Source organism: Fischerella major NIES-592 (genome assembly GCF_001904645.1).
In the GTDB taxonomy this organism is placed as follows: Bacteria; Cyanobacteriota; Cyanobacteriia; order Cyanobacteriales; family Nostocaceae; genus Fischerella; species Fischerella thermalis.
On sequence record NZ_MRCA01000001.1, the window covers coordinates 136884 to 163076 of the forward strand.

At 40.7% G+C, this 26193-nt stretch carries 24 protein-coding genes, 1 tRNA gene and 1 pseudogene; 18 read left to right on the plus strand and 8 right to left on the minus strand.

The window, feature by feature from the left end:
* The first annotated feature begins 344 nt into the window (after positions 1–344).
* From NIES592_RS00505 to NIES592_RS00515, 3 genes are all read left to right on the plus strand, one after another.
* Positions 345–575 carry a hypothetical protein gene (locus NIES592_RS00505; protein ID WP_009455237.1) on the plus strand — a complete coding sequence of 77 codons (231 nt, stop codon included), beginning with the start codon at positions 345–347 and terminating at the stop codon, positions 573–575.
* 108 nt (positions 576–683) lie between these two features.
* Positions 684–3746 (plus strand): phosphoenolpyruvate carboxylase, encoded by a 3063-nt coding sequence (locus NIES592_RS00510; RefSeq protein WP_071846777.1) that lies wholly within the window; start codon positions 684–686, stop codon positions 3744–3746.
* A gap of 613 nt (positions 3747–4359) precedes the next feature.
* Positions 4360–4611 carry a hypothetical protein gene (locus NIES592_RS00515; RefSeq protein ID WP_009455239.1) on the plus strand — a complete coding sequence of 84 codons (252 nt, stop codon included), beginning with the start codon at positions 4360–4362 and terminating at the stop codon, positions 4609–4611.
* A gap of 113 nt (positions 4612–4724) precedes the next feature.
* Here NIES592_RS00515 and NIES592_RS00520 read toward each other — a convergent pair whose 3' ends face one another.
* A complete protein-coding gene (locus NIES592_RS00520; protein WP_073554626.1) occupies positions 4725–5111 on the minus strand; it encodes a hypothetical protein in 387 nt (128 codons plus the stop codon).
* Between the two features lie 319 nt (positions 5112–5430).
* On the opposite strand from NIES592_RS00520, the gene NIES592_RS00525 reads away from it, so the two are divergent.
* The 5 genes from NIES592_RS00525 to NIES592_RS00545 all read left to right on the plus strand — a co-directional run bounded on the left by NIES592_RS00525 (position 5431) and on the right by NIES592_RS00545 (position 8568).
* Entirely contained in the window at positions 5431–5736 is a 306-nt protein-coding gene (locus tag NIES592_RS00525) for a small RNA NsiR4-regulated ssr1528 family protein (protein WP_073554627.1), read from the plus strand.
* A gap of 72 nt (positions 5737–5808) precedes the next feature.
* A tRNA-Arg gene (locus tag NIES592_RS00530) sits at positions 5809–5881 on the plus strand.
* Between the two features lie 73 nt (positions 5882–5954).
* Complete coding sequence (locus tag NIES592_RS00535) at positions 5955–6602, plus strand: group I intron-associated PD-(D/E)XK endonuclease (protein WP_143168319.1); 648 nt, start codon at positions 5955–5957, stop codon at positions 6600–6602.
* Positions 6603–6703: 101 nt separating this feature from the next.
* The gene (locus NIES592_RS00540; RefSeq protein WP_073554628.1) at positions 6704–7570 is read left to right on the plus strand and encodes a nuclease; all 867 of its coding nucleotides are present in this window, start codon (positions 6704–6706) and stop codon (positions 7568–7570) included.
* Between the two features lie 290 nt (positions 7571–7860).
* Positions 7861–8568, plus strand: a complete 708-nt coding sequence (locus tag NIES592_RS00545) for a chorismate lyase (RefSeq protein WP_062249519.1) — start codon at positions 7861–7863, stop codon at positions 8566–8568.
* A gap of 72 nt (positions 8569–8640) precedes the next feature.
* Here NIES592_RS00545 and NIES592_RS24830 read toward each other — a convergent pair whose 3' ends face one another.
* On the minus strand, positions 8641–8913 hold the full coding sequence (locus tag NIES592_RS24830) for a hypothetical protein (RefSeq protein ID WP_178379447.1): 273 nt from the start codon (positions 8911–8913) through the stop codon (positions 8641–8643).
* Positions 8914–9511: 598 nt separating this feature from the next.
* Here NIES592_RS24830 and NIES592_RS00555 point away from each other — a divergent pair.
* On the plus strand, positions 9512–11239 hold the full coding sequence (locus NIES592_RS00555; protein ID WP_073554629.1) for a DUF3352 domain-containing protein: 1728 nt from the start codon (positions 9512–9514) through the stop codon (positions 11237–11239).
* 152 nt (positions 11240–11391) lie between these two features.
* On the plus strand, positions 11392–12300 hold the full coding sequence (locus tag NIES592_RS00560) for an alpha/beta fold hydrolase (protein WP_073554630.1): 909 nt from the start codon (positions 11392–11394) through the stop codon (positions 12298–12300).
* Positions 12301–12478: 178 nt separating this feature from the next.
* On the opposite strand, the gene NIES592_RS00565 is transcribed toward NIES592_RS00560, so the two are convergent.
* From NIES592_RS00565 to NIES592_RS00575, 3 genes are all read right to left on the minus strand, one after another.
* Positions 12479–13390: a branched-chain amino acid transaminase gene (locus tag NIES592_RS00565; protein ID WP_062249513.1), complete on the minus strand. Its 912-nt coding sequence runs from the start codon at positions 13388–13390 to the stop codon at positions 12479–12481.
* A gap of 78 nt (positions 13391–13468) precedes the next feature.
* A complete protein-coding gene (locus NIES592_RS00570; protein ID WP_062249510.1) occupies positions 13469–14101 on the minus strand; it encodes a hypothetical protein in 633 nt (210 codons plus the stop codon).
* Between the two features lie 5 nt (positions 14102–14106).
* Positions 14107–14739, minus strand: a complete 633-nt coding sequence (locus NIES592_RS00575) for a ParA family protein (protein WP_073554631.1) — start codon at positions 14737–14739, stop codon at positions 14107–14109.
* A gap of 399 nt (positions 14740–15138) precedes the next feature.
* On the opposite strand from NIES592_RS00575, the gene NIES592_RS00580 reads away from it, so the two are divergent.
* A complete protein-coding gene (locus NIES592_RS00580; RefSeq protein WP_073554632.1) occupies positions 15139–16602 on the plus strand; it encodes a YcjF family protein in 1464 nt (487 codons plus the stop codon).
* A 25-nt stretch (positions 16603–16627) separates the two neighbouring features.
* Here NIES592_RS00580 and NIES592_RS00585 read toward each other — a convergent pair whose 3' ends face one another.
* Positions 16628–16813, minus strand: coding sequence for an amino acid adenylation protein (locus NIES592_RS00585; RefSeq protein ID WP_256678036.1), 186 nt, complete (start codon positions 16811–16813; stop codon positions 16628–16630).
* A 236-nt stretch (positions 16814–17049) separates the two neighbouring features.
* On the opposite strand from NIES592_RS00585, the gene deoC reads away from it, so the two are divergent.
* From deoC to NIES592_RS00605, 4 genes are all read left to right on the plus strand, one after another.
* Positions 17050–17739, plus strand: a complete 690-nt coding sequence (gene deoC / locus NIES592_RS00590; protein ID WP_009455252.1) for a deoxyribose-phosphate aldolase — start codon at positions 17050–17052, stop codon at positions 17737–17739.
* A 130-nt stretch (positions 17740–17869) separates the two neighbouring features.
* On the plus strand, positions 17870–18838 hold the full coding sequence (recO, locus tag NIES592_RS00595) for a DNA repair protein RecO (RefSeq protein WP_073554633.1): 969 nt from the start codon (positions 17870–17872) through the stop codon (positions 18836–18838).
* Positions 18825–20420, plus strand: a complete 1596-nt coding sequence (locus tag NIES592_RS00600; protein WP_178379464.1) for an MFS transporter — start codon at positions 18825–18827, stop codon at positions 20418–20420. The genes recO and NIES592_RS00600 overlap by 14 nt, the downstream gene beginning before the upstream one ends.
* Before the next feature lie 315 nt (positions 20421–20735).
* Entirely contained in the window at positions 20736–21884 is a 1149-nt protein-coding gene (locus NIES592_RS00605; RefSeq protein ID WP_073554634.1) for a glycosyltransferase family 4 protein, read from the plus strand.
* A gap of 46 nt (positions 21885–21930) precedes the next feature.
* Here the strand turns inward: NIES592_RS00605 and recR are convergent, their stop codons facing one another.
* Positions 21931–22497 (minus strand): recombination mediator RecR, encoded by a 567-nt coding sequence (recR, locus tag NIES592_RS00610; RefSeq protein WP_026086321.1) that lies wholly within the window; start codon positions 22495–22497, stop codon positions 21931–21933.
* Positions 22498–22678: 181 nt separating this feature from the next.
* On the opposite strand from recR, the gene NIES592_RS00615 reads away from it, so the two are divergent.
* Entirely contained in the window at positions 22679–23146 is a 468-nt protein-coding gene (locus tag NIES592_RS00615; RefSeq protein ID WP_062249501.1) for a hypothetical protein, read from the plus strand.
* Positions 23147–23736: 590 nt separating this feature from the next.
* Here NIES592_RS00615 and NIES592_RS00620 read toward each other — a convergent pair.
* On the minus strand, positions 23737–24657 hold the full coding sequence (locus NIES592_RS00620; RefSeq protein WP_062249498.1) for an alpha/beta fold hydrolase: 921 nt from the start codon (positions 24655–24657) through the stop codon (positions 23737–23739).
* A gap of 242 nt (positions 24658–24899) precedes the next feature.
* On the opposite strand from NIES592_RS00620, the pseudogene NIES592_RS26355 reads away from it, so the two are divergent.
* Together NIES592_RS26355 and NIES592_RS00630 are read left to right on the plus strand one after the other, a co-directional pair.
* Positions 24900–25109 (plus strand): annotated as a pseudogene (locus NIES592_RS26355) (S-layer homology domain-containing protein); the annotation flags it as partial.
* 59 nt (positions 25110–25168) lie between these two features.
* Positions 25169–26086: a histone deacetylase family protein gene (locus NIES592_RS00630; protein ID WP_062249494.1), complete on the plus strand. Its 918-nt coding sequence runs from the start codon at positions 25169–25171 to the stop codon at positions 26084–26086.
* Positions 26087–26193 lie beyond the last annotated feature (107 nt).

Here is a 26193-nt window from a genome sequence, read left to right on the forward strand (position 1 = left end):
AGGTGAGATTGGGGATTGGGAATTGGAACTGGGGAGTAGGAATTGGGGAGTGGGGAGTGGGGAGTAGGGAGCAAGGATCAGGGAGCAGGGGTTTAATGTTTTATTTATCCTTTCCCTTCCCTTGTCTTCCTTGTCCCTTATTCCGATCCCCAATCCCCTATCCCCGTTCCCCTAATCACTTGTAAACTAGAACCGTAGAATTATCCACCATGAATTTTTTAACGCTTTTGTTAACTTGTTAATTTACACTCATCAGTAAAAATAATTATTTAAGCTCGCTAAATCTGAGCTTTGTTTAATTTTGCTGTCTTTGATCGATTTCCTCCAGTTCACGAGAATTACTTATGCAAGCTGCTAATTCCAAATCTTCAGCCAACTCAGGACTTAATTTGGGTTTATTTACCATTCCCCAATCTTTCCTTTTGCAAATGGGTACAGCATCGGTGATCATCTTGCTGTTAGCAGAGAAAGCCACCGGAGAAACACTACAAGCTCTTGGGGAAGCCAGCGAAGAATTATTTCGTGGCGATCGCCTTCCCATCCTTGAGTTTCCAGAACAGAATCCAGAAAATTAGCGTCAAATATTATACTGTTTTTTCTGAAAATTATTGTGGCAAATTCCATGACGGTCAAGAGCAAAACCTGAAATCATAAAAAGTAATAGGCCTTACTAGAACACAAATATGAGTTCTCTTTTATACTTTTTCGCTCAGGAAGTGAATATCTACCCCGCTTCAGATTTATTTTTGCGCCATCGACTACAAATAGTAGAAGAATTGTGGGAGTCCGTACTGCGGCAAGAATGCGGCCAGAAAATGGTCGATCTTTTGCGGCAGTTACGTGATTTATGCTCACCAGAAGGACAAGCAACTCTTGACCAAGCTTCCTCCGTATTTAAATTAATAGAGCAGTTAAATATCAACGAAGCTATTCGTGCGGCTCGTGCTTTTGCATTGTACTTCCAGCTGATCAACATCATCGAGCAGGACTACGAACAACGGCAGCAAATGACTCGCTATGAGGCGTCAGGTGAACCAGGAACCCAGGAAATAGCAAACACATCCTCGACAAATTCTGAAGCCAGCAGCGGATTAGGGGCAGAATTGCTCAGCAAAAGTTGGCAAGCCAATCCCCATCGCAAACGCCAAGACACTTTCGCAGCCCTATTTCCCCAGTTATACCAGCTAAATGTACCACCCCAGCAAATTCAACGCCTTATTTCCCAATTGGATGTGCAATTAGTCTTCACTGCTCATCCCACAGAAATTGTTCGTCATACCATCCGCGATAAACAGCGACGAGTAGTAAAACTGCTGCAACAACTTGATGTTGCAGAAAAACGTGTAGAAAATCCTGATTATGCTTGGGAAGTGGCAGAACTACGGGAACAATTAATCCAAGAAATTCGCCTCTGGTGGCGTACCGATGAATTGCACCAGTTCAAACCTTCTGTACTTGATGAAGTAGACTATGCTCTGCATTACTTCCAAGAAGTGTTATTTGATGCTATCCCCCAACTTTACAAACGCTTCAAATATGCTTTAGCTAATACTTTTCCCTGGTTAGAACCACCAAGTAAGAACTTTTGTAAGTTTGGCTCTTGGGTAGGTGCAGATAGGGATGGAAATCCATCAGTCACCCCAGAAATCACCTGGCAGACTGCCTGTTATCAGCGCAAAATAGTTTTAGAAAAATACATTCAGTCAGTGAAGCGGCTCATTAATTTGTTGAGTGTGTCGCTGCATTGGAGTGATGTCTTACCAGACTTACTAGAATCGTTAGAAATAGACCAGTCCCAGTTAAGTGAAGTTTACGACGAATTAGCTTTACGTTATCGTCAAGAACCCTATCGGCTCAAAATGTCCTACGTGCTGAAGCGACTGGAAAATACACGCGATCGCAACTTGGCTTTATACAATCGCGAAACACCAAAAACTGAAGTTCCTATTTATCGCTCTGGAGAAGAATTTTTAGCTGAACTACGGTTAATTGAACGTAACTTAGTAGAAACAGGATTAAATTGCCAGGAACTGGAAAATCTGATCTGCCAAGTCGAAATTTTTGGTTTTAATTTGACTTGTTTAGATATCCGACAAGAATCAAGCCGTCACTCGGATGCTTTAAATGAGATTTTGGAATACTTTGGAATTTTAAACTGTTCTTACAATGAACTAACAGAAACAGAAAAAGTTGCTTGGTTAGTAGGAGAATTGCAAACTCGCCGCCCGTTAATTCCCGCAGAACTACCTTTTTCACCAAAAACCAATGATATTATTGAAACTCTGCGGGTAGTGCGATCGCTACAACGAGAATTTGGTAATAATATTTGCAAAACTTACATTATCAGTATGTGTCGCCAAGTCAGCGACGTACTAGAAGTATTGCTATTTGCTAAAGAAGCGGGACTTTACGATCCTGGTACAGCAGTAGGTACGATCCAAGTAGTCCCCCTATTTGAAACAGTGGAAGACTTGCAACGCTCTAAGAGTGTGATGCAACAGCTGTTTGAATTGCCTTTGTATCGCGCCTTGTTGGCTGGAGGCTACGCTGCAATTCAAGGAGACAGACAGGGGACTGGCGATAGGGAAAATGTCTCCCCTCCTCCAACTTCCTCCACCTCTTTTTCTTATCCCCTGACTCCCAACCTCCAAGAAGTCATGTTGGGGTACTCTGACAGTAATAAAGACTCTGGCTTTTTAAGCAGCAACTGGGAGATTCACAAAGCCCAAAAAACTTTACAGCGAATAGCTGAAGAACATGGGGTGACTTTGCGGATTTTCCACGGGCGTGGTGGTTCTGTTGGACGTGGTGGTGGCCCGGCTTATGAGGCAATTTTGGCACAGCCTGGTCACAGTATCAATGGGCGCATCAAAATTACTGAACAAGGGGAAGTCTTAGCTTCTAAGTATTCCTTGCGTGATTTAGCGCTGTACCATTTGGAAACCATAACTACTGCTGTCATTCAAGCCAGCTTATTGAAAACAGGGTTTGATGATATTGAACCTTGGAATGAAATCATGGAAGAATTGGCAGTGCGATCGCGTACTCATTATCGTTCGCTGATCTACGAACAACCAGATTTTATCGACTTCTTCCACCAAGTTACGCCGATTGAGGAAATTAGCCTCTTACAAATTAGTTCTCGTCCAGCCCGTCGTCCTTCTGGTAAAAAAGATTTAAGCAGTTTGCGAGCGATTCCTTGGGTATTTAGCTGGACACAAACACGGTTCTTGCTCCCTTCTTGGTACGGTGTTGGCACAGCTTTGCAAGAGTTTTTAAATGAAGAACCAGAAGAAAATTTGCAATTACTGCGCTATTTCTATATGAAATGGCCCTTCTTCAAGATGGTAATTTCCAAAGCAGAAATGACTTTGGCAAAAGTAGACTTGCAAATGGCGCGGCGCTATGTTGAAGAGTTGTCTGATCCTGAGGATAAACCCCGTTTTGAGAAACTATTTGCACAAATCGCCAGCGAATACTATCTCACACGGGAATTAGTACTCAAAATTACTGAACACCAACGGCTTTTAGATGGCGATCCTGTCTTGCAGCGATCAGTACAGTTACGCAATGGTACAATTGTACCATTGGGCTTTATTCAGGTTTCCCTGCTGAAGCGCCTACGCCAGTCGAAGAATATAGCCACATCTGGAGTGATTCACTCACGATATAGTAAAGGCGAACTGCTGCGCGGCGCACTGTTAACAATTAATGGTATTGCTGCGGGTATGAGAAATACGGGTTGATGTATTGGTGGTTGGTGGTTAATAACTAGCTACTAATTACTCTAGGGGCGTAAAATTGTAGCGTTCTTAAACGCAAAGGAACGCAAAGTGAACCCAAAGGTACGCAGAGTTTTTCTATAGGGCGTTACTGAATTTGGTCATGACAAGGAGGACAAGGAGGACAAGGAAGACAAGGGAGAGAATTTGTATCAAAAATTTTGTGAAATGGTATGAATTATGTTTACATACATTTTTGTAGTTCGATGCCAAATTTTGTAGAGACGTAGCAATGCTACGTCTCTACAAACCTGTGAATTATAAATTCATATCTTGATTCAGTAACACCTTCCATAGAGAATTCGCTACAAGTTAATCAAATGTTGTACTAAGTAGGAGGGCATAAATAATTAAAGGTTTGTAGTGAGAACTTTAGTCCTTAAAAAAGGGATAGAGATACTTACTACGAGTTGATTAAAGTAATTTTACGTTACTTTATATAACGTGAATTTGACAAAGTATTTAGGTTTGCCACAATATCACCCGCAACTTAAGCAATAACTCACTACTAATGCACAGACACGAGGGACATCGCGTCTCTACAACAACCAACAATCAACAATTACCAAATTAAACAATGGCTAAAAACCGAATTCTAATTTGCACCTTTTTTGCTTTACTATCTGGCTTTGTGAGTGGTTACATTGGTGGACAAATTAGCTTAAGTATTCATAGCCAAAGATGTCAAAATCAAGCCTGGGGTTTCAAACAGGCGTGTCATGCTTTGGTAGCACCAGGGGCAATTTGGCAAGGCAGCACAACAGGATTATGGACTGGCACGATTTTGGGGGCGTTTTTTGGTGGTTTGGTGACGCGCCCCCAGAGGTGAAAAGTTAGGGAAGTGTGGGGAGATGGGGGGCTAGGGGTCCCCACTTTGTGGGGTTGGGGGCAATGGGGTGATGGGGAGAAATTAAGAATGTTCCTTTTGCTTTTTGCCTTGATCTACCCTTCTGCCTCCTGTCTCCTATTTTTCGCCTTCTGTAAGTCAGTCCAAGCATTGATGCTGGTGTCAAAGCAGCGCCACTTTCCTCCTTGATTTTCTTGGTAGCAAAACAAGCTGCGATCGCTAGCATTGAAGTCATCTGTTAGATAATATACCATGCCTCGAAAAGGGTAGGTTTTCCGACTCAAGCGCTTGGCTACGGCTTGATTAGGACATTCCACCATAAACACAGGTTGTCCATCGAAGTGAGCCAAGGAGAAGATGCACATCCGCAAAATCGCTCTTAGCCAGCTTTCTGAGTTTTCAAAATAATCATCAATAATTTTGTTGGTCAGAGCTTTTTCCAGGGTACGGTCTTTGCTTTGAGGAGTATGAGGGTCAGACATTGCACCACCTATGACCAAAACAATTTGTGAACCCGGAATTCGGAATTTGAAAATAATTTCAGCAATTCCGATTAGTCAATTTTAAATTAAATTGACTATGCCGTTGGTTAGAGATTAAACCAAAAATTTTATATATACAAGCGTATACGAAAATATACGGCATTTCTTTAGATATAATCATCTAGTAATTGTTTATTCTGCTGGGTCAAATCAGCTTGGAAAAAGGCTTTGCCAGAAATTAGGAATATAGGAAAAGTATTTACTACTGAGTGTCCTTATACTTGGTAAAATTCAAATGTAAGGATGAAGTAATATTGCCATGACTACCGAAACCAACGAAATCCAGTCAACTACAAAGGGTGCTGATGCTGTTGATGAAGCGATCGCCCAGGGAATTGATTTTGACGGTACTCCCATTCCCAGCGCCAAGCTGGAACTTTATCATCAAGTCATGGCACTAGAGGCAAATAGACAGCGTAGTGGCGTTAGTAATACTATGCGATCGCGTATAGTCCGAATTGGTGCCAAACATATTCCCCAAGATGAACTGAACCAAAAGCTTATCGATGCTGGTTTTGCACCTCTCAAAGAAAAAGAAATTACCTTTTTCTACGGTGGTAAATAAATTTAGCTTGCATTATGATCACAAGACATATATAATAGATAAGCTGGCTTTAACTAAAGCCTTTTTTGACATGGGCGCGTAGCTCAGTGGATAGAGCCACGGATTTCTAATCCGTTGGTCGCAGGTTCGAATCCTGCCGCGCTCGTTTTAAATTAAGACAAGTCATCAAAACCTAAGCTATGGTAGATTAATTTTTACCATAGAGAACTTAGTGTTAGATGCATCACACGAAAGATAAGGGAGATATTGCAGCTGCTAAAGCAATAGCAGATTTGGTTGATAAAGGATATTCAGTTTTTACTCCAGTAGTGTGTGAGCATCTACCATTTGATTTGATCGCCTACAAAGATGGGCAATGCTATAGAATTCAAGCCAAATATAATAGCAATGGTGCAGTTAAAAATAAAACCAGTTGGACAGACAAAAACGGTTGTCATGAGAAAAAATACAAAACCGGAGACTTTGATTTTTATGCCCTTTATTTGCCAGATATAAATAAAGTAATTTATCCATCAATTAAGTTTGGTGGTTGCAAAATCAGGACTACACCTCCCAAATCACCCAGCCCTTTTTACTGGTGGGAAGACTTTATAGATTTTACAGAAGATGCGCCAAAGCGAACTTACAAAGAATTTGGAGTTGATTTAACAACTAGAAAAGTTAACCTAGACTCAAGAATTCACACCAGAAAAGTAGAAAGACCATCAAAAGCAGAACTGCAAAAATTGGTGTGGGAAAAACCAACAACACAAATAGCCAAAGACTTTGGTGTGTCTGATAAGGCGGTAGAAAAATGGTGTAAGGTTTATAGAGTAGAAAAACCACCCAGAGGTTACTGGGTTAAGAAAATTTACGAAAAAATCTAAAAAATTATTAAATAATTTCCTAACTAATCAACTCCAAGTTAGGGTAGCGAAATTGACTATACAAACATACTTATATTTCTTACCTAACAGGAGTTTCAAATATGCCAATGACCCTGATTAAGGGCAACTATAGAGTTGTGAAAGCTGCTCCTGACGGTGATTCTGTACGTTTTTATCCTGATAATCCCGAAAACTGGAAAAAATTACCTACACGAATCCACACTAATCATTCTGGCGGCGCACAGCTGCGTCTGGACAGTATTGATGCCCTGGAAACACATTATCATGCCAGAGTTGGTAGTTTGGGTACGCAACATCAACCATTGGAATATGCTCATGTTGCGGCTAGTGAGTTGTTAAAATTTTTGGGATTTAAAAATATTACCCGTAATTCCAATGAAGTGGTTACTAAAGCAGAACCAGAACAAGTGCCTGGTTTTATTCTCACCCGTTTTGCAGATGCTTACGGCAGAAGTGTAGCTTTTGCCTTTAAAGGAGAATCAGAAGCTGACGACGGTAGTAATGTTTTCTTCGATAAATCTTTAGTGAGAAAAAGTGCGAATTATCATCTGATATCAAAAGGGTTAGTTTACCCAACTTTTTATTCTAAGTTGTATCCAGATATCCGCCGACAATTAACTATCGCCGCAGAAAAATCTCGCCAAGATCAGAAAGGTTTGTGGCAGGTAGATCAAACAAATACAGGTTTTGTTTTAGAGACACTAGAAACGATTACTGACAAGATTGTCATGCTACCTAAGCTGTTTCGCCGACTACTTAGTTATCTGGCTATCAACGATGGCAGTGTTTCTCTAGAAGGGTTTTCAGATTACCTAAAATCTATGGATGACAGATTAATTATTCTTAGGGAAGGTCATGTCACAGGATTTGATTTTGTCGTTGAAGTAGATGGTCAAAACCTCAAGTTAAATTATCAGCCTGAAGATTTGGTATTTATCGAAAAATAAGTACAAGGCTGCTATGCTGAAAACATAAGTAAACTGATTTTTTTCATGCTGAGAATTGTATGCAGTTTGTGACCACCTAAATAACCATTAAATAACCACTGTACGGGCGTAGACGCGCCTTGCGCAGCTTCCCGAAGGGTAGCATTTGTACAAAAATACTTCATTTTGAATTGAGGATACCCATACAAATGCTTCGTCACTACAAAATAATCCTTAATTTCCCTGTCTTTGTCTTGGGTAGGGAGATTTTTTATGCTTTGATAGAAATAGGTGAAGTTTTGTAAAGAACATTGACTGCTACTTTTACACCGACAAACAACTTAACATTGCCGACGGGGTGGCATCGTCTCACTCCAATATGGCAAGGTGGGGAGGAAGTAATTCAACAAGGTTTGCCACACGCCCAACTAGCACCGGCTTGGCAACTGTTACTTTTAGGTGATGGCTCCCCAACTAGACACTTACAATTGCTCACAGGTGAACCAACAGAAGTGGATGTCATTGACATGTCATTGGTTGGTATGGATTTAGACGGCGCTCCTGACTTAATCAAGGCTGTACCGGGGCCAAGACTACGACGGCAGGTATGGCTACGTACTGCCTCAGGGCAAAGGTTAGCATATGCCACTTCATGGTGGGAAGCCTCTCATGTGGATGAGTACTTACAAAATCGTTCATTACCCATTTGGGCAAGTTTAGCTCGTCTCCGCACAGAATTGTATCGAGATGTGCAGGGGATTTACTATGGTTACTCAGATGGACTGGAGTCTGGCTTTGATGAGGAGGGGCCTTTTTGGGGACGTCATTACTTGTTTTGGCATCACGGGCAACCTTTAACCCTAATTTATGAAGTTTTCTCGCCTTATCTAACAAAATACTTGGGAGCGATGCAGCTATTGCAACAAGGTGGAGAACAGGAGGTAGAAGGAGAAGCTAATAGTTTAGAACCGCCAGAAGCAAGTAAAAATCAAGAGGTCTTTAATTTTAATGAACCCTGACATTCTCAGAGAGCAAGTCGAGTACTACCGTCAATGTGCTTGAGAATACGACGAGGGCTTTTTGGCAGATGGTTAAGCAGGCCCTAAAGCCTGATGGCTATGTCTTTTTTGTAGATAGCTTGCTAAATCAACAATCAACAGCACTAAATCACGCAGCTTGACATCAACAAGGATATTCAGAGAGAAAGTTGAATGATGGGCGAACCTACCGTGTCGTGAAAATATTTCATGAACCAACTCAATTAGAGAAGTCTTTGCAAAATTTGGGTTGGTCTGGTAGCATTTACCGCACAGCAAACTACTTTCTTTACGGTCTGGTTTATTGAATGATCGCAGTTGAGTCAAATTGTCAGACTGTATAAAAAATCAAATATTCTTTTATTCTCAGTATCACAATTATCTGCAAAAGTGACTATGGTTAATGCAACTGCATTTGTAACCGTACCATTTTTTTAAATAAAATAATCAAAAAAATTATATTTTATTAAGTACATAAGTTTTGATATTTAAGCAATTACAGTTGCGGTAATTAGTGACCATATTGTCAATTTTGCTACTCACTTATAGAAGATTAATTTAATTTCCAATCAAGAAAATAAAAAATCATCAATCATTCGTGAGAGACAACATCATCTGACTTCCTAAACAATAGAACTTACGCATAACTTACGAATCCTTGGCGTTCTTGGCGTCTTGGTGGTTAGCTCAATTAAACTTTTTGGCTGAAATATTGTGATTCTCACAAATTAGATAGGATTGCTATACAATGCACAAACTATAATGGCAATTTTGGAAAAAAATGGTAACTTATTACCGAAGTATATTTCAGACTCTAAAGCCAAAAAATAAATGTAATTAACATCTTCAATGCTGAGAAAAGCTTTTGGTTTACTTTGCCAACAAAGCAAGTAAAAAGTTCCCTAATAATGAGGTATTTGTTTCAATGGCGCTGCCTGTTGTGTCTGTTTCGATGAAAAAAAAGAAACCATCTCTGGTACTAACACTCTCATCTGCTGGAATATTAATTGCTGGTGGTATGACAGCATACTGGCTGTTAACCCAAGGACAATTATTGTCTCGAGATTTACCAGTAGGTGCAAATATCATTCCCCAGGATGCACTGTTTGCAGTTTCTCTGAGTACAGATCGCGCTCAATGGCAGAAATTAAGAGAGTTTGGCACAAAAGAAACTCAAATCGAACTGGATAAAAACTTAGTGCAGTTGCGCGATCGCTTCCTCACTAATAACGGTTACGATTTTCAAAAAGATATTAGTCCTTGGGTTGGCGAACAAGTAACAATAGCAATTCTATCCCCAGAAGCAATTAAACCTGCATCTAAGCCTGTGGCAACCGATGGTAATACTACTGTCAATCAAAGGTCTACAGTGGTAGTACTACCAATTAAAAATCCCGAGCAAGCGAAAAAAGTTTTAGCACAACCTAAAAATCCAAAAGCAGGCCAATGGATTGATCGTACCTATGAAGGAATTGCCATCAAAGAAACTAACTCCGCATCGGGAGAAAATTTATCAGCAGCAGTCATAGATCAGCAGTTCTTGGTAATTACAGATAACCCTAAAACCACAGAACGTGCGATTCAAGCATATAAAAATAAAACATCCCTGGCGACAACTGCGGGTTTTACGGATAACTTTCCTAAAATTGCTACCTCTCAAGCTTTTGCTCAATTCTATGTAAATATACCTGCCTCTGCTAAAATAGCTGCTGCATCTGGTAATCGTCATTTGCCTGCTCAAGTTCTAGCACAATTACAAAATAACCAAGGTTTAGCTGGAAGCATTTCCTTAGAGTCACAAGGAATACGTATTAAAGGTGTTTCCTGGCTTAATCCCAACAGTCAACGTACACTCAGGGTAGAAAACAAAGCCGGAAAGATGCCAAACCTTGTCCCACCAGAAACTTTAATGATGCTTTCTGGCGGTAATTTAAGGCAATTGTGGTCAGACTATGTTTCTACATCCCAGGGAAACCCACTCTCACCTGTTCCACCAGAACAGCTAAAAGCAGGTTTCAAATCTTTCACTAATCTTGATTTCGAGCAAGATTTACTGAGTTGGATGGGTAATGAATTTTCAGTCTCAGTCATTCCCTGTAGCCCCCGGGACAGTTTATCAGATAATTTCCGTGCCTCTTTAGTATTCATGGTACAGGCGAGCGATCGCACCCGTGCGGAAACATCTCTCAAAAAACTTGATGAAGTGATGAAAACTCAATACCAATTCCAGATTCAACAGACATCAGTAGCAGGTAAACCTGTTGTCAATTGGTTTGGACCTTTGGGAACTCTAACCGCTACCCATGGTTGGTTAGACGGAGATGTGGCTTTCTTTGTACTTGGCGCTCCTGTCAGCGATAGGATAATTCCTAAACTCAACAATACCCTAGCAAATACTCCACTATTTCAACAAACAGTCCCTTCAGAACCCAATCCTACCAATGGCCAGTTTTTCTTAGATGTGGAACGCACAGTTCAAAACTTTCCTCTACCAACTTTACTACCAAATCAAAAAACGTTCTTAGCTGCCACACGCTCAATTGGCATTACATCTGCTGTTAATGATAGTCGTAGTAATCGCTATGACATTTTTCTCGCACTTAAAAAAGTTGGAGATGCAACCTCTTCATCTAGTCAGGAGAGTAGGAGATAAGGAAATGAGGAGGTAACTACCGATCATGAACTATTTTTCTTATGATATGTTTAAAAATTGTAATGAAAACTAAGACTAGTAACTAAGAATTTGAGCAAATTCTTTGCCGAGTCCGAGTCCCAAACCCTTATAATTTTGAATTGGAGGTGGAGATGATTCAGTCTAAGTCCCAATCAGGGATTGAAATTGCTGCAATTAGGCAACTTACAGAATCTACCTCCGTGACTCTGGCTCAAAGTATAAAACAAATTGCGATCGCTACTCCCTTAAGTACTCAACCAATTGTCACAACTTATGTGCAAAAGGGTAATAGTGGGATGCCGTTACTATTAATTCACGGCTTTGACAGTTCTGTGTTAGAATATCGCCGTTTACTACCATTAGTGGCAGAAAAGCATCAAACTTGGGCAGTAGATTTGTTAGGTTTTGGGTTTACAAATCGCCCGACAGGAATAAAGTTTAGTACAGCAGAAATTAAAACCCATCTTTATCATTTTTGGAAAACCCTGATTAATCAACCGATGATTTTAGTCGGTGCTTCAATGGGGGGCGCGGCGGCGATTGATTTTACACTCACCTATCCAGAAATAGTGAAAAAATTAGTATTAATTGATAGTGCTGGTTTGATAGGTAGTTCGCCATTAGCTAAATATATGTTTCCGCCGTTTGATTATTTAGCGGCTCAATTTTTGCGTCATCCTAGAGTACGTCAAAGTATTAGCCGTGCTGCATATAAAAATAAAAGCTTAGCGACGATAGATGCTCAGTTGTGTGCAGCTTTGCATTTAGAATGTCCTAATTGGCAACAAGCATTAATTGCCTTTACTAAAAGTGGTGGTTACACAGCCTTTAGATTTAAAAAATTGGGAGAAATTCAGCAACCAACACTGATTTTATGGGGTGATTCTGATCGGATTTTAGGTACTAAAGATGCTAAAAGATTTAATAGAGCGATTCCTAATAGTCAGTTAATTTGGATTCAAGATTGTGGACATATCCCTCATTTAGAGCAACCGCAAATTACAGCACAGCATATTTTGGAATTTAGTGAAAAAGATTGATATTTGAGAGGACGAATATTGATTTAAGTTAGTGCCTAGCCTTGGCGATTATAAATCACAGCTATACCAAATAAATCTGCCGAAGCGAACTAACTCAAAATCAAGGATTTTAAAACCACTTCGTGGATTTTGTTTGTGTAGCCGTGACTTATATTACAAGAGAGCAAGATAGAATTGATTATATAGAAATTGGATATACCCAATCACGATAATCAGGGTCTCTATTTTCTGTAATTGCTGTTAATTTTTCTCTCAGTTTTTCAGCGATAGGTCGATGTTCTGGTAAGTAATAGTTTTCAATTCTATTGACTGGTACAACTTTAGCTGCTGTGCCGCATAGAAATACTTCATCAGCGATCAAAAGTTCAGATTTATCTACAGGGCGTTCTATTACTGGGATACCAAAGTCTTGAGCTATTTTGATCACACTATCGCGTGTAATCCCCTCTAAAATATCCTGTTCAAATCCAGGGGTAATTATTTTTCCATTTCTCACAATAAAAATGTTCATACCAGAAGCTTCACTCACTTTCCCCTGGGAATTCATTAAGATTGCTTCATCAAATCCAGATTCAACAGCTTCTGTTTTAGCGAGGGAAGAAGTAATATAGGCGGCGCTAATTTTTCCTCGCAATGGAAAGCTAATGTCTTCTTGTCTGCACCACGAACTAATGCGACAACTGACTCCTTCGGGAGATAAATAATCTCCTAGTTCTAATCCATAAATAGCAAAACTTTTATCTATATTATGCAGCCTGGGGGCGATGCCTAAATCAGAAGTGAAGACAAAGGGGCGAATATAGAAAGAAGTAGTGGGTTGATTTTTTTTTACAAATTCGATTATGGCTGTTTTGATTTTTTCGGCTGAGATATCGTAATGTATGAACTTCCCACTTTGACTTAATCTTTGGCAGTGACGGTCTAATCTAAATAGTAAAACTTGTTTAGGATCTTGGGGATCAGGAATACCTCGCATTCCACCAAAAGCGAGAGTTCCATAATGTAATGCGTGAGTAGCAATGGAAATTGTTGCTTCTTGAAAAGGTACGATTTTATCTTGGAAGTAAGCAAAAGGTAAGAAATTGTACATGAGAGATCTGACAAAATATCTATTGAACTATGGATTTTAGATTTGAGATCTATATTAGCTATCTCAAATCTCAATTTTTTAATCAAGCAACCACATTTGATTAGAATTATCTTCGGGTTCGGTGGGTGTTTGAGGTGGTAGTTTTTCTGGTGTAGGTGTGCGGTATGATTTTCTGTAAGTTAATGCTTTGGGAATTGCTTTTTCCTTTTTAGAATTATTCAAATTATTAATCTCTTCTGTAAGCTGAGAATTTGCCTGTGCAAGTTGTACAGCAGCTTGCTTGGCTTCGTCAAGTTCTGTTGTTAAGCGTTCCACTAATTTATCTTTTTCAGATAAGACCGATTGTAACTCACTAATTCGGGATTGGAGATTTTTTTGATTTTGCTGTGTTTCTGCAACAGAAGCCTGCAATTGCTTTATGAGTGTATTTTTTTCAGATAAAGATAACTGTAAATCACTAAGTTGCTGTCGGAGGTTTGCTTCGTTTTGACGTGTTTGTTCTAGGGATGTTTGCAACTGATTGATAGTAGTTTCTAAATCAGCTTTAGTTGGATTTGTACGTTTATTTTTAGCAGTTGATTCTTCTGTAGTTGGGGTGGTTTCCTCTGTTACTTCCTCAGCAGCAACATCAATAATAGATTCTAATTCTGGTGATGATATTTTATGTGCTTCTTCTTGTAATACGTCGGCAACGCGTTTTCTAGTAGCCATGATTCCTATTTTCTCCAGTCACGTTGTAATTCTTCTGCTACGCGGCGGTAGTCTGATTCTGCTTCTTTGGCATTTTTGCCTCGCCATTGAGTAATTGCTACACCCTCTAGTGCTGCTCGTTCGTGAGCTTTGTAAGTACGGATAAAAGCATTACAAACTGGAATACCCAATTTTATGAGTGTATTTTGTGCTTCCAATGCTTCCCCTAAACTACGTGTATCTACTTTAGTCAAAAGCACCCGGTGGGCAATTTCCAAAGGAGCGACTGCTTGACTAACTGTATCAATTAGAACAGCTAAGTCCATCGGTGCTGGCGGTGTGGGCAAAACTAAATAGTCTGCGATCGCTACTACCGCTTTCAAGCTTGTAGAGTGTAACGCTGGAGGCGTATCGACTACCACTAAATCGTATCCTTCTATCTTACGCAAACCACCTAAATATTTGGGATCTTTCACTTGAGATAGATCAAATCCCATGCTGTTTTGACTACGCCTATACCACCAGCTAGCAGAACCTTGAACATCTGCATCTACCAGAAGAACTTTTTGTGCTTCTGCAAAAGTTGCAGCCAGGTTAACTGCGGTAGTTGTTTTCCCGACTCCCCCTTTACCGTTGAGGATAGCAATAATTCTCGGCACAGATTAATTTACGATGCTCTCTCTCTTCACCTGAATATACCGCGTTGTGTGACACCGAGAGTAGATCTGTCTTGAAAATGGGTATGGGGGTGAACAAATTTTCATTGCCAACCTCGGTTATGGGGTGTGTAGACGCACCTTCTTCTGCTTAAGGTAAGGGTGGGGTGTGTAGACGAGCGGTGGACTCTTTTCCCGGTATCAAGAAAGAGCCGTGCGCTCATAGGCTTTGCGTAAGAGTGGAGTAGTAAACTACCACTAACTACTAACCACTAACAACTAACTACTAACTACTAACAAATGACTAATCACTATTGACCCTTGAGCATTGACTATTGACCAACTAACCACTAACTTTTGATCTATTCTGGAGTAGAAATAATCCAAAAAGCGCGGTGAATCATGGTTGTGAAGTTGCAGCGACCAATATTAGTAGGAGGACTTGGACTATCGTTCTCCCTCTGGATTTTACAAAGTTGGCACGATTCGATCATCCAACTGGGAGAATATAGTGTTCTAAGTCTGTTATTGGTTGGCGGTGGTTTGTTGTTGTTAAAGCAAAATCGCACTAAACAGGATTCCCATGTACTTGATAGTTTACCTGTGGATCGAGAAACTGTAGAAAGTGCGATCGCGAAAGCTGAAACTGTAATAAATCATTTAGCAGGGGAAGCAGAAAATCATCATGCCTTAGCAGCATTAAGAGAAAAAATTCCCCAGTTGTACTCTGAGTTAGACAGGGAAGAAATTCACCTAGCTGTGACTGGTGGTAAGTCGGTGGGTAAAACCGCCTTAATAGAAGTACTAAAATCTCACTGGTGTCCACAACTACAAAAAACAGTCTGTTTACAAGAAATACCGTCTTTATTTGCAGAAGCTGGTGAAAAATCAGATGCAGCTGCATTAACACAAGCAAAAGCGACTGATTTTATTCTGTTCCTGACAAATGGTGATTTGACAGATACAGAATTTCAAACCATCCAGCAACTACAAGCAGAAAAACACCACCTGATGCTGGTTTTCAATAAACAAGATCAGTATTTGGTAGATGAACGCGCCAGTATATTGCTGTCTTTAAAACAGCGAATGCAGTCTCATGTTGTAGCAACCTCAGCCTCTCCCCTACCTGTGAAAGTGCGCAAGCACAACGATGACGGTTCTGTGCAAGAGTGGATGGAACAACCAGCGCCAGAAATTCAGCAACTGACGCAGCAACTAGGTGAGACTTTAGCACAACAAGGGCAACAATTGGTATGGGCAACTACGATGAGAAAAGCACTGTTGCTCAAAGCTGAAGCTAAAAATTACTTAAATGGGGTAAGATGCGATCGCGCTCACCCAGTGATTGAACAATATCAGTGGATAGCTGCGGCGGCTGCTTTTGCTAACCCAGTTCCCGCCTTAGATATTTTGGCAACTACGGCAATCAATGTCCAAATGATCGTAGATTTGGGTAATATCTATCAGCAGAAATTCTCCCTCGAACAGGCAAAAACTATAGCCGGAGAAATGGGAAGCTTGATGCTAAAACTAGGCTTAGTTGAACTTTCTAGTAAAGTGATTGGTACTGTTCTCAAGAGTCATGCTATCACCTACGTTGCGGGTGGTGCAGTGCAGGGTGTAAGTGCAGCTTATCTCACGCGGTTGGCTGGACTTAGCTTGATAGAATATTTCCAACAGCAAGAAGTAGCAGTAAATTCAGCCACTGGGTTTAATGTTGAGAAACTGGGGCAAACTTTGCAAAAGATATTTCAGCAGAACCAACAAGTGGTATTTTTGCAGGAGTTTGTGAAGCAAGGCGTGAAGCGTTTGTTACCAGAAGTTACTGAGGGTGAACTTGTTGGTGCTGAGAAAGCGGTGGGTTGATTTCACCAGAAGTTAACAGCTTACATTAGAAACTATCCATATCAACATCACGGTAAGCGGCTACCAATTCAGGAGTAGTCGCTGCTTGTTTATCAATCAGTTCCATTAAGGCATTATTGCAAAGTTCTGCAATCTCTGGATATTTATTGGCATACCATTCGAGTGATGTCACAACAGAAGGATCACTGATGTCAATACCGAGTTTGACCAATTCTTCGGTTTGTTTTACAGCAAGGTTAAAAATTACTTCCTAATCAATAAATGGTTCAAGCACTGTAAATTTCCCTATTTTCCCTATACTAATATCTTTCAACTAATTTCTAATTCATTACCTGAAAATATTAGGTTAATAATTTCATCGATAAAATAATAAGAATTGTAGACTTATTTATTAAAATAGTATTAAAGTTTTATAAATTTTTATAATCAATCATTGGTAAACAAGCGATGGCAGCAGAATATCCAGACAACGATATTGATATTGCGCCATATATAGACCACACTCTGCTAATACCAACAGCGACTCCGGATCTGATTGAGCAATGGTGTGAAGAAGCTCAAAGGTTTCACTTTGCAGGGGTTTGTGTCAATCCCAGCTATGTACGCCTTGCGGCCGAATTACTGCACAATAAGATGCCGAAAATCTGTACAGTCATAGGTTTTCCTACTGGGGCGACGACTTCAGCCGTGAAATTGTACGAAGCTCAAGAGGCAGTGGAAAATGGTGCTAATGAATTAGATGTAGTAATTAATTTGGGTTGGTTGAAAGCTGGTAAAACTGATGAGGTGCATCGAGAAATTGCTGAGATTTGTGAAGAAACAGGGCAAATAGTTAAGGTAATAATAGAAACCAACCTACTGACGGATGCCGAGAAAAGGCTAGCTACGGAAATATGTATGGATGCGGGGGCTGCTTTCATTAAAACCTGTACAGGTTGGAATGGAGGTGCAACAGTAGCCGATGTGCGACTCCTCAAGGAGGTTGCACGGGAAAGAGTTGGAATTAAAGCTTCGGGGGGAATTCGCACAATTGACCAAGCCCTAGATTTAATTCTGGCGGGCGCTACTAGATTAGGAACATCTTATAGTGTCGATTTACTAAGACAGCGCGATACGCTGGAAAAGAGTAGTCATTAGTCATTAGGTCATTAGTCATTAGTCATTGGTTATTAGTCAATGGTCATTGATTAATAATTACTAGTTGTTACAAATGGCAAATGACAAGACACAAAGGACAAATGGCAAAAGACATAATGACAAAGGACAAATGAGTAGAATTTATAAGGCTACTGGTATTAATCTTAAAGCTCAGGCTTTTGGCGAATCAGACCGCCTCGTGACCGTTTTGACACAAGAATTTGGTCTGATTCGTGTAATTGCCCCTGGTTCTCGCAAACACAACTCCAGCTTGGGTGGCAGGAGTGGAATGTTTGTTGTCAATGAATTGTTGATTGCCAAGGGGCGATCGCTAGATAAAATTACACAAGCTCAAACTGTAAAATCTTACCCAGGTCTGGCTCAGGACTTGGTAAAGCTAGTTGCTAGCCAATACTTAGCGGAAATCGCACTATGTCAGGCTTTAAGCGAACACCCCCAACCAGAATTATATGAGTTACTAAATGAACATCTAGAACGACTTGAAAATTTACCTAGCACAGCATCCAGCGTTGTAGCTCATCTGACACATGGACTATTTCAGCTTTTGGCTTTGGCTGGATTGACACCACAAGTACAAATTTGTTGTTTAACTGGACGCACCTTGAAACCAGATTTTCAAGATCCCCACTGGCGAGTTGGATTCAGCGTCAGTGCTGGTGGAACTGTTTGTTTAGCAGCTTGGGAACGCTTGAAGAAGCAGGGGGAGGTGGAGAAGGCGCAATGGGGAGACGGGCAAAAAGATTTCACCCTACCACCCCATCATCCTACCACTCCTAATCCCCACTCCCGCAACGCAGTGGACGTCCCGAGTCACCCATCACACAAGAACCAAGCCTACAAAACCATCAACCATCACCAAGAAATACCAGCGCTTTCTAAGCGCTTGGATGCTGAAGAATTGTCTATACTCCAGCAGCTGTCGCAATCAGAGATAATGCTAGATGCAGCTGAAAAAAATAGCTGGTTATCTGTTGAGCAAGTTTTACGTCAGTATGCTCAGTATCATTTTGGTCGTCCTATTCGTTCTGCTGCCTTGATTGATTCTTATTTTGCTGCTAACCATGATGCAATCGTCTGATTTGAATACAAGAATCCTGCCAATATCGCCAAGCCATGTCAAAAAACACAATAGAACATCAACCCCAAAATTACTAAATAACCTGAGTGCGGTTCGCGATACTACATCCAACCAAATTCATTATCAAGAAATGTCTGCAAAAGACGTTTCTCAAGACGATCAAAATTGTACATCGGCAGCACCCCTAACCGATGTGTCAACGGAAACTAACTCCAATGAACCAAATGCATCTGTATCAGAAAAGTCAGATGCAGAAAAAAAACCTGTAGACACACAAGCAATTGCAAATAATGCCCAGGAATACGGATTTTGGCCAGTATTGAAAAACCCTAATTTTTTAGCTCTTTGGGGTGGTCAAGTTTTCTGTCAACTGGCAGATAAAGTATATTTGGTGCTGATGATTGCCTTGATCAATACTCATTTTCAGACAGGCGCACAAACTATTAGTGCTTGGGTGTCAGCACTGATGATAACTTTTACTATACCAGCTGTATTGTTTGGTTCCCTAGCAGGTGCATTTGTAGACCGTTGGTCGAAAAAGATGGTACTGGTTGGAACAAATATTTGGCGCGGTATCCTAGTTTTGATCATTCCCTCACTACTTTGGTTAACTCAGGATTGGCAACCGATCGCAATGTTACCTGTGGGTTTTGTGATCATTTTAGGCATAACTTTTTTGGTCTCGACACTGACGCAGTTTTTTGCACCAGCCGAACAAGCAGCAATTCCCTTAGTTGTAAAAGAAAAGGATTTACTCTCAGCTAATTCTCTTTACACCACCACCATGATGGCGTCGGTGATTATTGGGTTCGCCATTGGTGAACCACTGTTAGCAGCAGCCGATCGCTTGTGGTTACTCCTTGGTGGTAGCGACGGACTTGGAAAAGAAATAGTTGTGGGTGGTAGTTATGCGATCGCTGGATTAATTTTGTTATTACTAATAACTAACGAAAAACCCCACCCACCCACAAAGGAATCTCCACACGTTTTTGCCGATCTGCGGGATGGTCTGCGTTATTTGGGGAAAAATCACCGCCTCCGCAACGCTCTGATTCAATTAATTATCTTATTTTCTGTATTTGCAGCGTTAACAGTTCTTGCTGTCCGCATGGCAGAAATAATTCCTAACTTAAAACCAGAACAATTCGGCTTTTTATTAGCATCCGGTGGTGTTGGAATTGCGCTGGGAGCAGTAATGCTAGGTCAATTTGGGCAACGCTTCTCCTATACTCAGTTAAGTCTTATTGGCTGTGTTGGTATGGTTGCATCCCTAATTGGTCTATCAGTATTTACACAACAGTTATGGGCAGTTTTGCCATTAGTGATGTCTTTAGGTATTTTTGGGGCATTAGTAGGCATACCCATGCAAACGGCTATTCAAACAGAAACACCCATAGAAATGCGGGGAAAAGTTTTTGGCTTACAGAATAATGTCATTAATATTGCCCTGACTTTACCCTTGGCATTAGCAGGCGTAGCAGAAACCTTCGTTGGGTTACAAGTAGTATTCTTTGGATTGGCAGCGATCGTTTTCTTAGGTGGTTTATTAAACTGGTATATTTCCTTTTCTAGTAGAGATTAATACTTTTGTGTTAAGCTTATATGCATAATAAAATCTTGGATACCAGTAGCTAGGGATCAAGTCTACATAAGCTAGGCGCAGCTTTGGCGTCTAGTTGGTCTATATTGATTTTGTCCTGAAAGAGCGACTTATAAATAAAACAAATAAATATAATCATATTTAAATAAAAAACATAAAATTTTGTATGTTAAGTGGGTACTGGCTGTGATTTATGATTAATCAACAAGCCAAAAACAGTAAAAACCAAAAACATCAGAATAATGGTAAAAAGCTGATAAATTAAACCCGCTTTCCTAATAAATAATAAATTAAAGAATGCGTATAGCTTGGATTGGAAAAAAATCGCCCTTTTGTGGCAATGTTACCTACAGTCGAGAGATCACAAATGCTTTACTAGAGCAGGGACACCAAGTTAGTTTCCTGCATTTTGCTCAAGAACAATCCAAACTTGACAATTGGCCAAATTGTCAAGAGGTACCTTTACCTTTCATTTATAAGTCGCAGGTTTATACTATTCCCACCTTTAGAGCGACTAAGGTTCTGACTCAATCGCTGAAGCGAATTAAACCAGATATAGTTCATGCTTCCCTCACCTTATCTCCCCTAGACTTTGTTTTGCCGGAAATTTGTGAGGAGTTAAACTTACCACTAGTTGCTACTTTCCACACACCGTTTGCAGGTAAAGGAGCCAAGCTGGTTTCAGGAACCCAACTTTTGGCCTATCAACTCTACGCGCCTTTTTTGGGCAATTACCATCGCGTGATTGTATTTTCCCAAATACAGCGCGAATTATTAGCACGTATGGGTGTACCGTCAGAAAATATTGCCGTTATTCCCAATGGCGTGGATGTTAATAAATATTCTCCTGGTATTTCTCAAGTTAAAGCAGAATTTGATGCTGATCGCTTGTTTGTCTACCAGGGAAGGTTAGCTCCAGAAAAAAACGTTGAAGCTCTGCTGCGCGCTTGGAAGCAAGCAGAAATGGCCCCAGGAAGCAAGTTACTGATCGTCGGTGATGGTCCCCTCAAGTCTTCTTTGGAACCTTTTTATAGCTCTGATAATGGCATTCACTGGTTAGGTTTCGTCGCTGATGAAAATCGACGCATAGAGATTCTACGGAGTGCAGATGTATATATTTTACCTTCCTTAGTAGAGGGTTTATCTTTGTCATTATTAGAAGCTATGGCTTGTGGAGTCGCTTGTTTAGCCACTGATGTTGGAGCCGATGGAGAAGTGCTAGAAAAGGGAGCGGGTGTAATTCTTAATCCTAAATCAGTACGACCCCAACTGAGAACCTTGCTACCATTATTCCAAGACCACCCTGAGTTAACAGCTTTACTGGGGCAAAAAGCTAGAAAGCGAGTATTAGAACGCTACACTCTTAGCACTAATATTGCTCAGTTAGAACTGTTATATGAAGAAGTGGTGCAACAACAAAGTCTACAGCTAACTCGAGGAGCTTGAGCAAATCAGTTATCAGTGAATATTATCAAACTGATAACTGATAAACCTAATCTAACTCTCGCCGCCCTTCCAAGGCCCGCGCTAGCGTCACCTCGTCAGCATACTCTAAATCGCCACCCACAGGTAAACCAAAAGCAATGCGCGTCACTTTGGTAAATGGCTTGAGTAACTGACCGACGTATAGTGTTGTTGTCTCTCCTTCTACACTCGGACTAATTGCCAATATTACTTCTTTGGGTTTTTGTTGACTAACACGCCGCACTAAAGGTTGGACTGTCAATTGTTCTGGGCCAATACCATCAATCGGAGAAATTACTCCGCCCAAGACATGATACTTACCTTTGTACTCTCTAGTTTTTTCTAGAGCAATCACATCGCGGGAGTCTGCCACTATACAAATAGTACTGTTGTCACGACTGGGGTTGCGACAAATTTCACAAACAGGTTCAGCTGAAAGATGAAAGCATTCTTTACACAAACCAATTTGCTTTTTGGCTTCGATTAAAGCTTGTGCTAAAGCTTCTACTTCTGCTTCCGGACGCTTCAAAATATGCAACGCAAGTCTTTGGGCAGTTTTTGGACCTACTCCCGGTAAGCGTTGTAATTGTTCAATTAGCCGTGCTAAAGGACGTGCGTAAACCGTGATTTTATCTCCAGTATGTTAGTACCATTATTATAATGGCATTTTTAAAGAATCTTGAGTAAATCTAAATCCAAATTAGGAAATCTCCCAAATGAGCGTGTAGCTTTACGACAAGCACGCAGAGATAACTAACTAACAGAGGAGATTAATTATGACAGCTCAGGTTTGTGAGAGAATTAACTTCTATGGCGAAATAATACCAATGTCGTTTTGTATTCCATTGCCTGAGCAAAATCCAGTGATGAAGTTAAATGATCAAGATATAAATATAGGTAACGATCATCCCTTGGTATTCTCAACTGCTTACTGGCGGCTACCTATCGGGACTTGGAAAATCAACAAAGGTCAATTATATCTTGTAGATATATTTGGTCTTTACAAAATGCTTGGCAAAACTCCCACTCGTGCTCAATGGTTCAGTGGGGTGATCAAAATTCCTCAAGGGAAACTTCTTCATCATCGTGGCGTGGGCTTTGGTTCTCTATACGAGCAAGAGATTTATGTAAAAATTAAAAAGGGAAAAGTTATTCACTCAGGTGTTATTGATAACCCGCGACTCCCTTACAATAGCCCTACTGAAAGTGAAAACTTATACGATGATGGCGATAATGGATGGTAATTAGTTCGCCTATTTCTGACTGAAATCTGCACTGATTTTACACAGTGCAGATTTCAATATTCACACGATAGAGACGTAGCATTGCTACGTCTGTACAAAATGCAGACAAACACAATTCATGACCAAATTCAGCAACGCCAAAAAAACAATTATCCCTCTAACGAAAGTCAGAGCTTGATTCTGAAAAAAGATGGCTATTCTAATTCTGAATGAATACGTACTTTATCCCCATCTCTGCAACCATATCATCCAGAGTTTGAATTTTTATATCTTTTAGGTAAAATTTGCGCTTTTTACTGGAGATAGAAATAGCAACCATCCAGTCCCAATGAAAAAATTTACGAACCTTGCCATGATAAAACCTCACCCCGTCCTCTCGGCCAGTTCACCAGAGGGACTGGAGGTACAGCAGATTTCATCTGAGTAAGGTACAGGAGAACCCCTCCCTAACCCTCCCCGAAAATGGAGAAGATTAGGGAGAGTGTACTCCATCTACATGTCAATTGGGGAAGTTTAAATTTAACCCACTTCAGCGGGTTAAAAAATTTATAATAGTCAGCTAAAGGCTGACTAAAGATTAAGCTCCAACTTTAGTTAAGGGCGCTATAATCAGTGAATAGAGAATCTTGTAACCACTGCACAATCTGGGAATTCACCACATCAGGCACTTCATCGTGGGGACAATGCCCAGCACCAGGTATGGGAACAATTTTGATATCTTTACCATTATCCCGCGCTTGCTCGTAAATTTTCGCACCAGTAATTGGTGTCCAAGGATCGTCAGCACCCCAAATTACTAGCAGAGGATGTTGGACTTTCGGCAATAATTCCGCCGGAGTCGGGCCAGGAGGTGCTGTGAGGATGGAAGCAAAGACTTTTTGCGCTCCTGGATCGCAAGATGGTGTATAAAGCATATCTACCAATTCATCCGTAACAGCTTGGCGATCGTGATAAACTTGGTAGAGAGTCCGGCGAATTTGATGTTTTTGCCGAATGCGATTAAATACGAAACTCCCGGTAATTGGATGACCAACTAATTTATTAAAAACAGACATCACAACTCGTAGCAGTGGGTTCAATTCGTGGGGACGATGACTCAAACCCCCCGCAGAGTTAATCAACACCCCACCTGCAACAATTTCTGGATGTTCGGCTAATACCATCAAGCTTAAGAGTGCGCCGATCGAGTTACCAATAAATACAGCGGGTTGGTTAATATGGGCTATCCAAAAATCTTTAAGTAGTTCTACCCAGACTTCCACTGTGTAATCAATAGGCGCTTTCTCTGAACCACCAAAGCCCAATAAATCGAGGGCAAATACTTGGTAGCCAGCATCGGCTAACACAGGGATATTTTTTCGCCAGTGGCCAATACAAGCACCAAAGCCGTGTACTAAAACCAAGGGCTTGCCTGTACCCAGGACAGTATACTGAATTTTGTAACCTTGCCAAGTCCAAAGGTGTTTTTCAAAAGTAGCTGTGGTTGGTAGCTGCTGTGTGTTTACAGTCATTATGAAGATTCGTAAAGCATTCTCTTTATATATTAATTTTCTCAGACTTCACAGATTTAAGGAAAACAAACCGATCGCCTCTTGACCGGAAGCAAGAGTTAAGAGTGCTTTTTATATCATAAATTAAGACGTGAAACAGGACTATGACGAAAGTACAATCTGTGACTCGCCAAACCAGTAGCCGCACCACTGTACAGCGCAGCACCCAAATCAGTGCGGCCAATAGTGTAGCAGTCCAAAGTCAGAAAGCTGGTTTTACCCTTGCGGTTCTGCAACCCGCCGGTGATATTTCAGAAGTAATAACCCGTGTTTTCCCTAAATCAAAACATGGCAACAAGTATCATAAAGAGCGGTTTTTGGGCGACTACAAATACAAGATCAAATCCAAAGCAAAATTTGTGAGGGGATTAAAAGCAGGCGATCGCATAGTCGTGCGCTTGTATGACACTCAAATTTTAACTGTTTGATACATACCGAGCTTGAGAAATAGCTGATATCTAATTTAGCAAAAATGGATTTACCGCTGGTTTATCACCCAGATTATGTTGCACCACTGCCTGAAGGACATCGTTTTCCGATGCCCAAATTTCAGCAACTTTACGAACTACTGTTAGCTGATAGTGTGGCACACCCCTACCAATTTCATACCCCTGAACGTCCTCCACAGAAATTAATAGAGTTAGTCCATACACCAGAATATGTTCAAGCTTACTATGAAGGAACCTTGGATTTAAAAGCTCAACGGCGTATTGGTTTACCTTGGAGTCCAGCGCTAGTAAATCGTACCTGTGTAGCGGTAGGTGGTACGATCTTGACTGCCAAGTTAGCACTTAGTCACGGTTTAGCTTGCAATACTGCTGGTGGTACTCATCATGCTTTTCCCAGTTATGGTTCTGGCTTTTGCATTTTCAATGATTTAGCGATAGCCTCTCGTGTCTTGCAAAAGCTAGGACTAGTCCAAAAAATTTTGATAGTAGATTTGGATGTGCATCAAGGGGATGGAACAGCATTTATTTTTCAAGATGATCGCACTGTTTTTACTTTTTCGATGCACTGCGAAGTCAATTTTCCTGGTACAAAACAAAAGAGTGATTTGGATGTCCCGCTTCCCATTGGTATGGAAGATGATGCCTATCTACAAACTTTAGCCGCATATTTGCCAGATTTGTTGTCTGAGGTAAAGCCAGACTTGATTTTCTATGATGCAGGTGTCGATCCTCATGTCGGCGATCGCTTAGGCAAATTGGCTTTAACTGACACTGGTATCTATCGTCGGGAAATGCAAGTTTTAAGTACTTGTATTGCTACTGGATATCCCGTCGCTTGTGTTATTGGTGGTGGTTATGCTGATGATCTAAAGTCCCTTGTCTATCGTCATTCCCTTGTACATCGGGCTGCGAGTGAAGTTTATAGGCATTTTCATCTTTAAGAAGCGGGAGGTGGGGTGATGGGGGAGTGTGTAGACGCGTAGCGGCTTCCCGTAAGGGTGGAGTATGAGAAGTATGAGGAGTGTAGTTCAGTTATTGATAACTGATA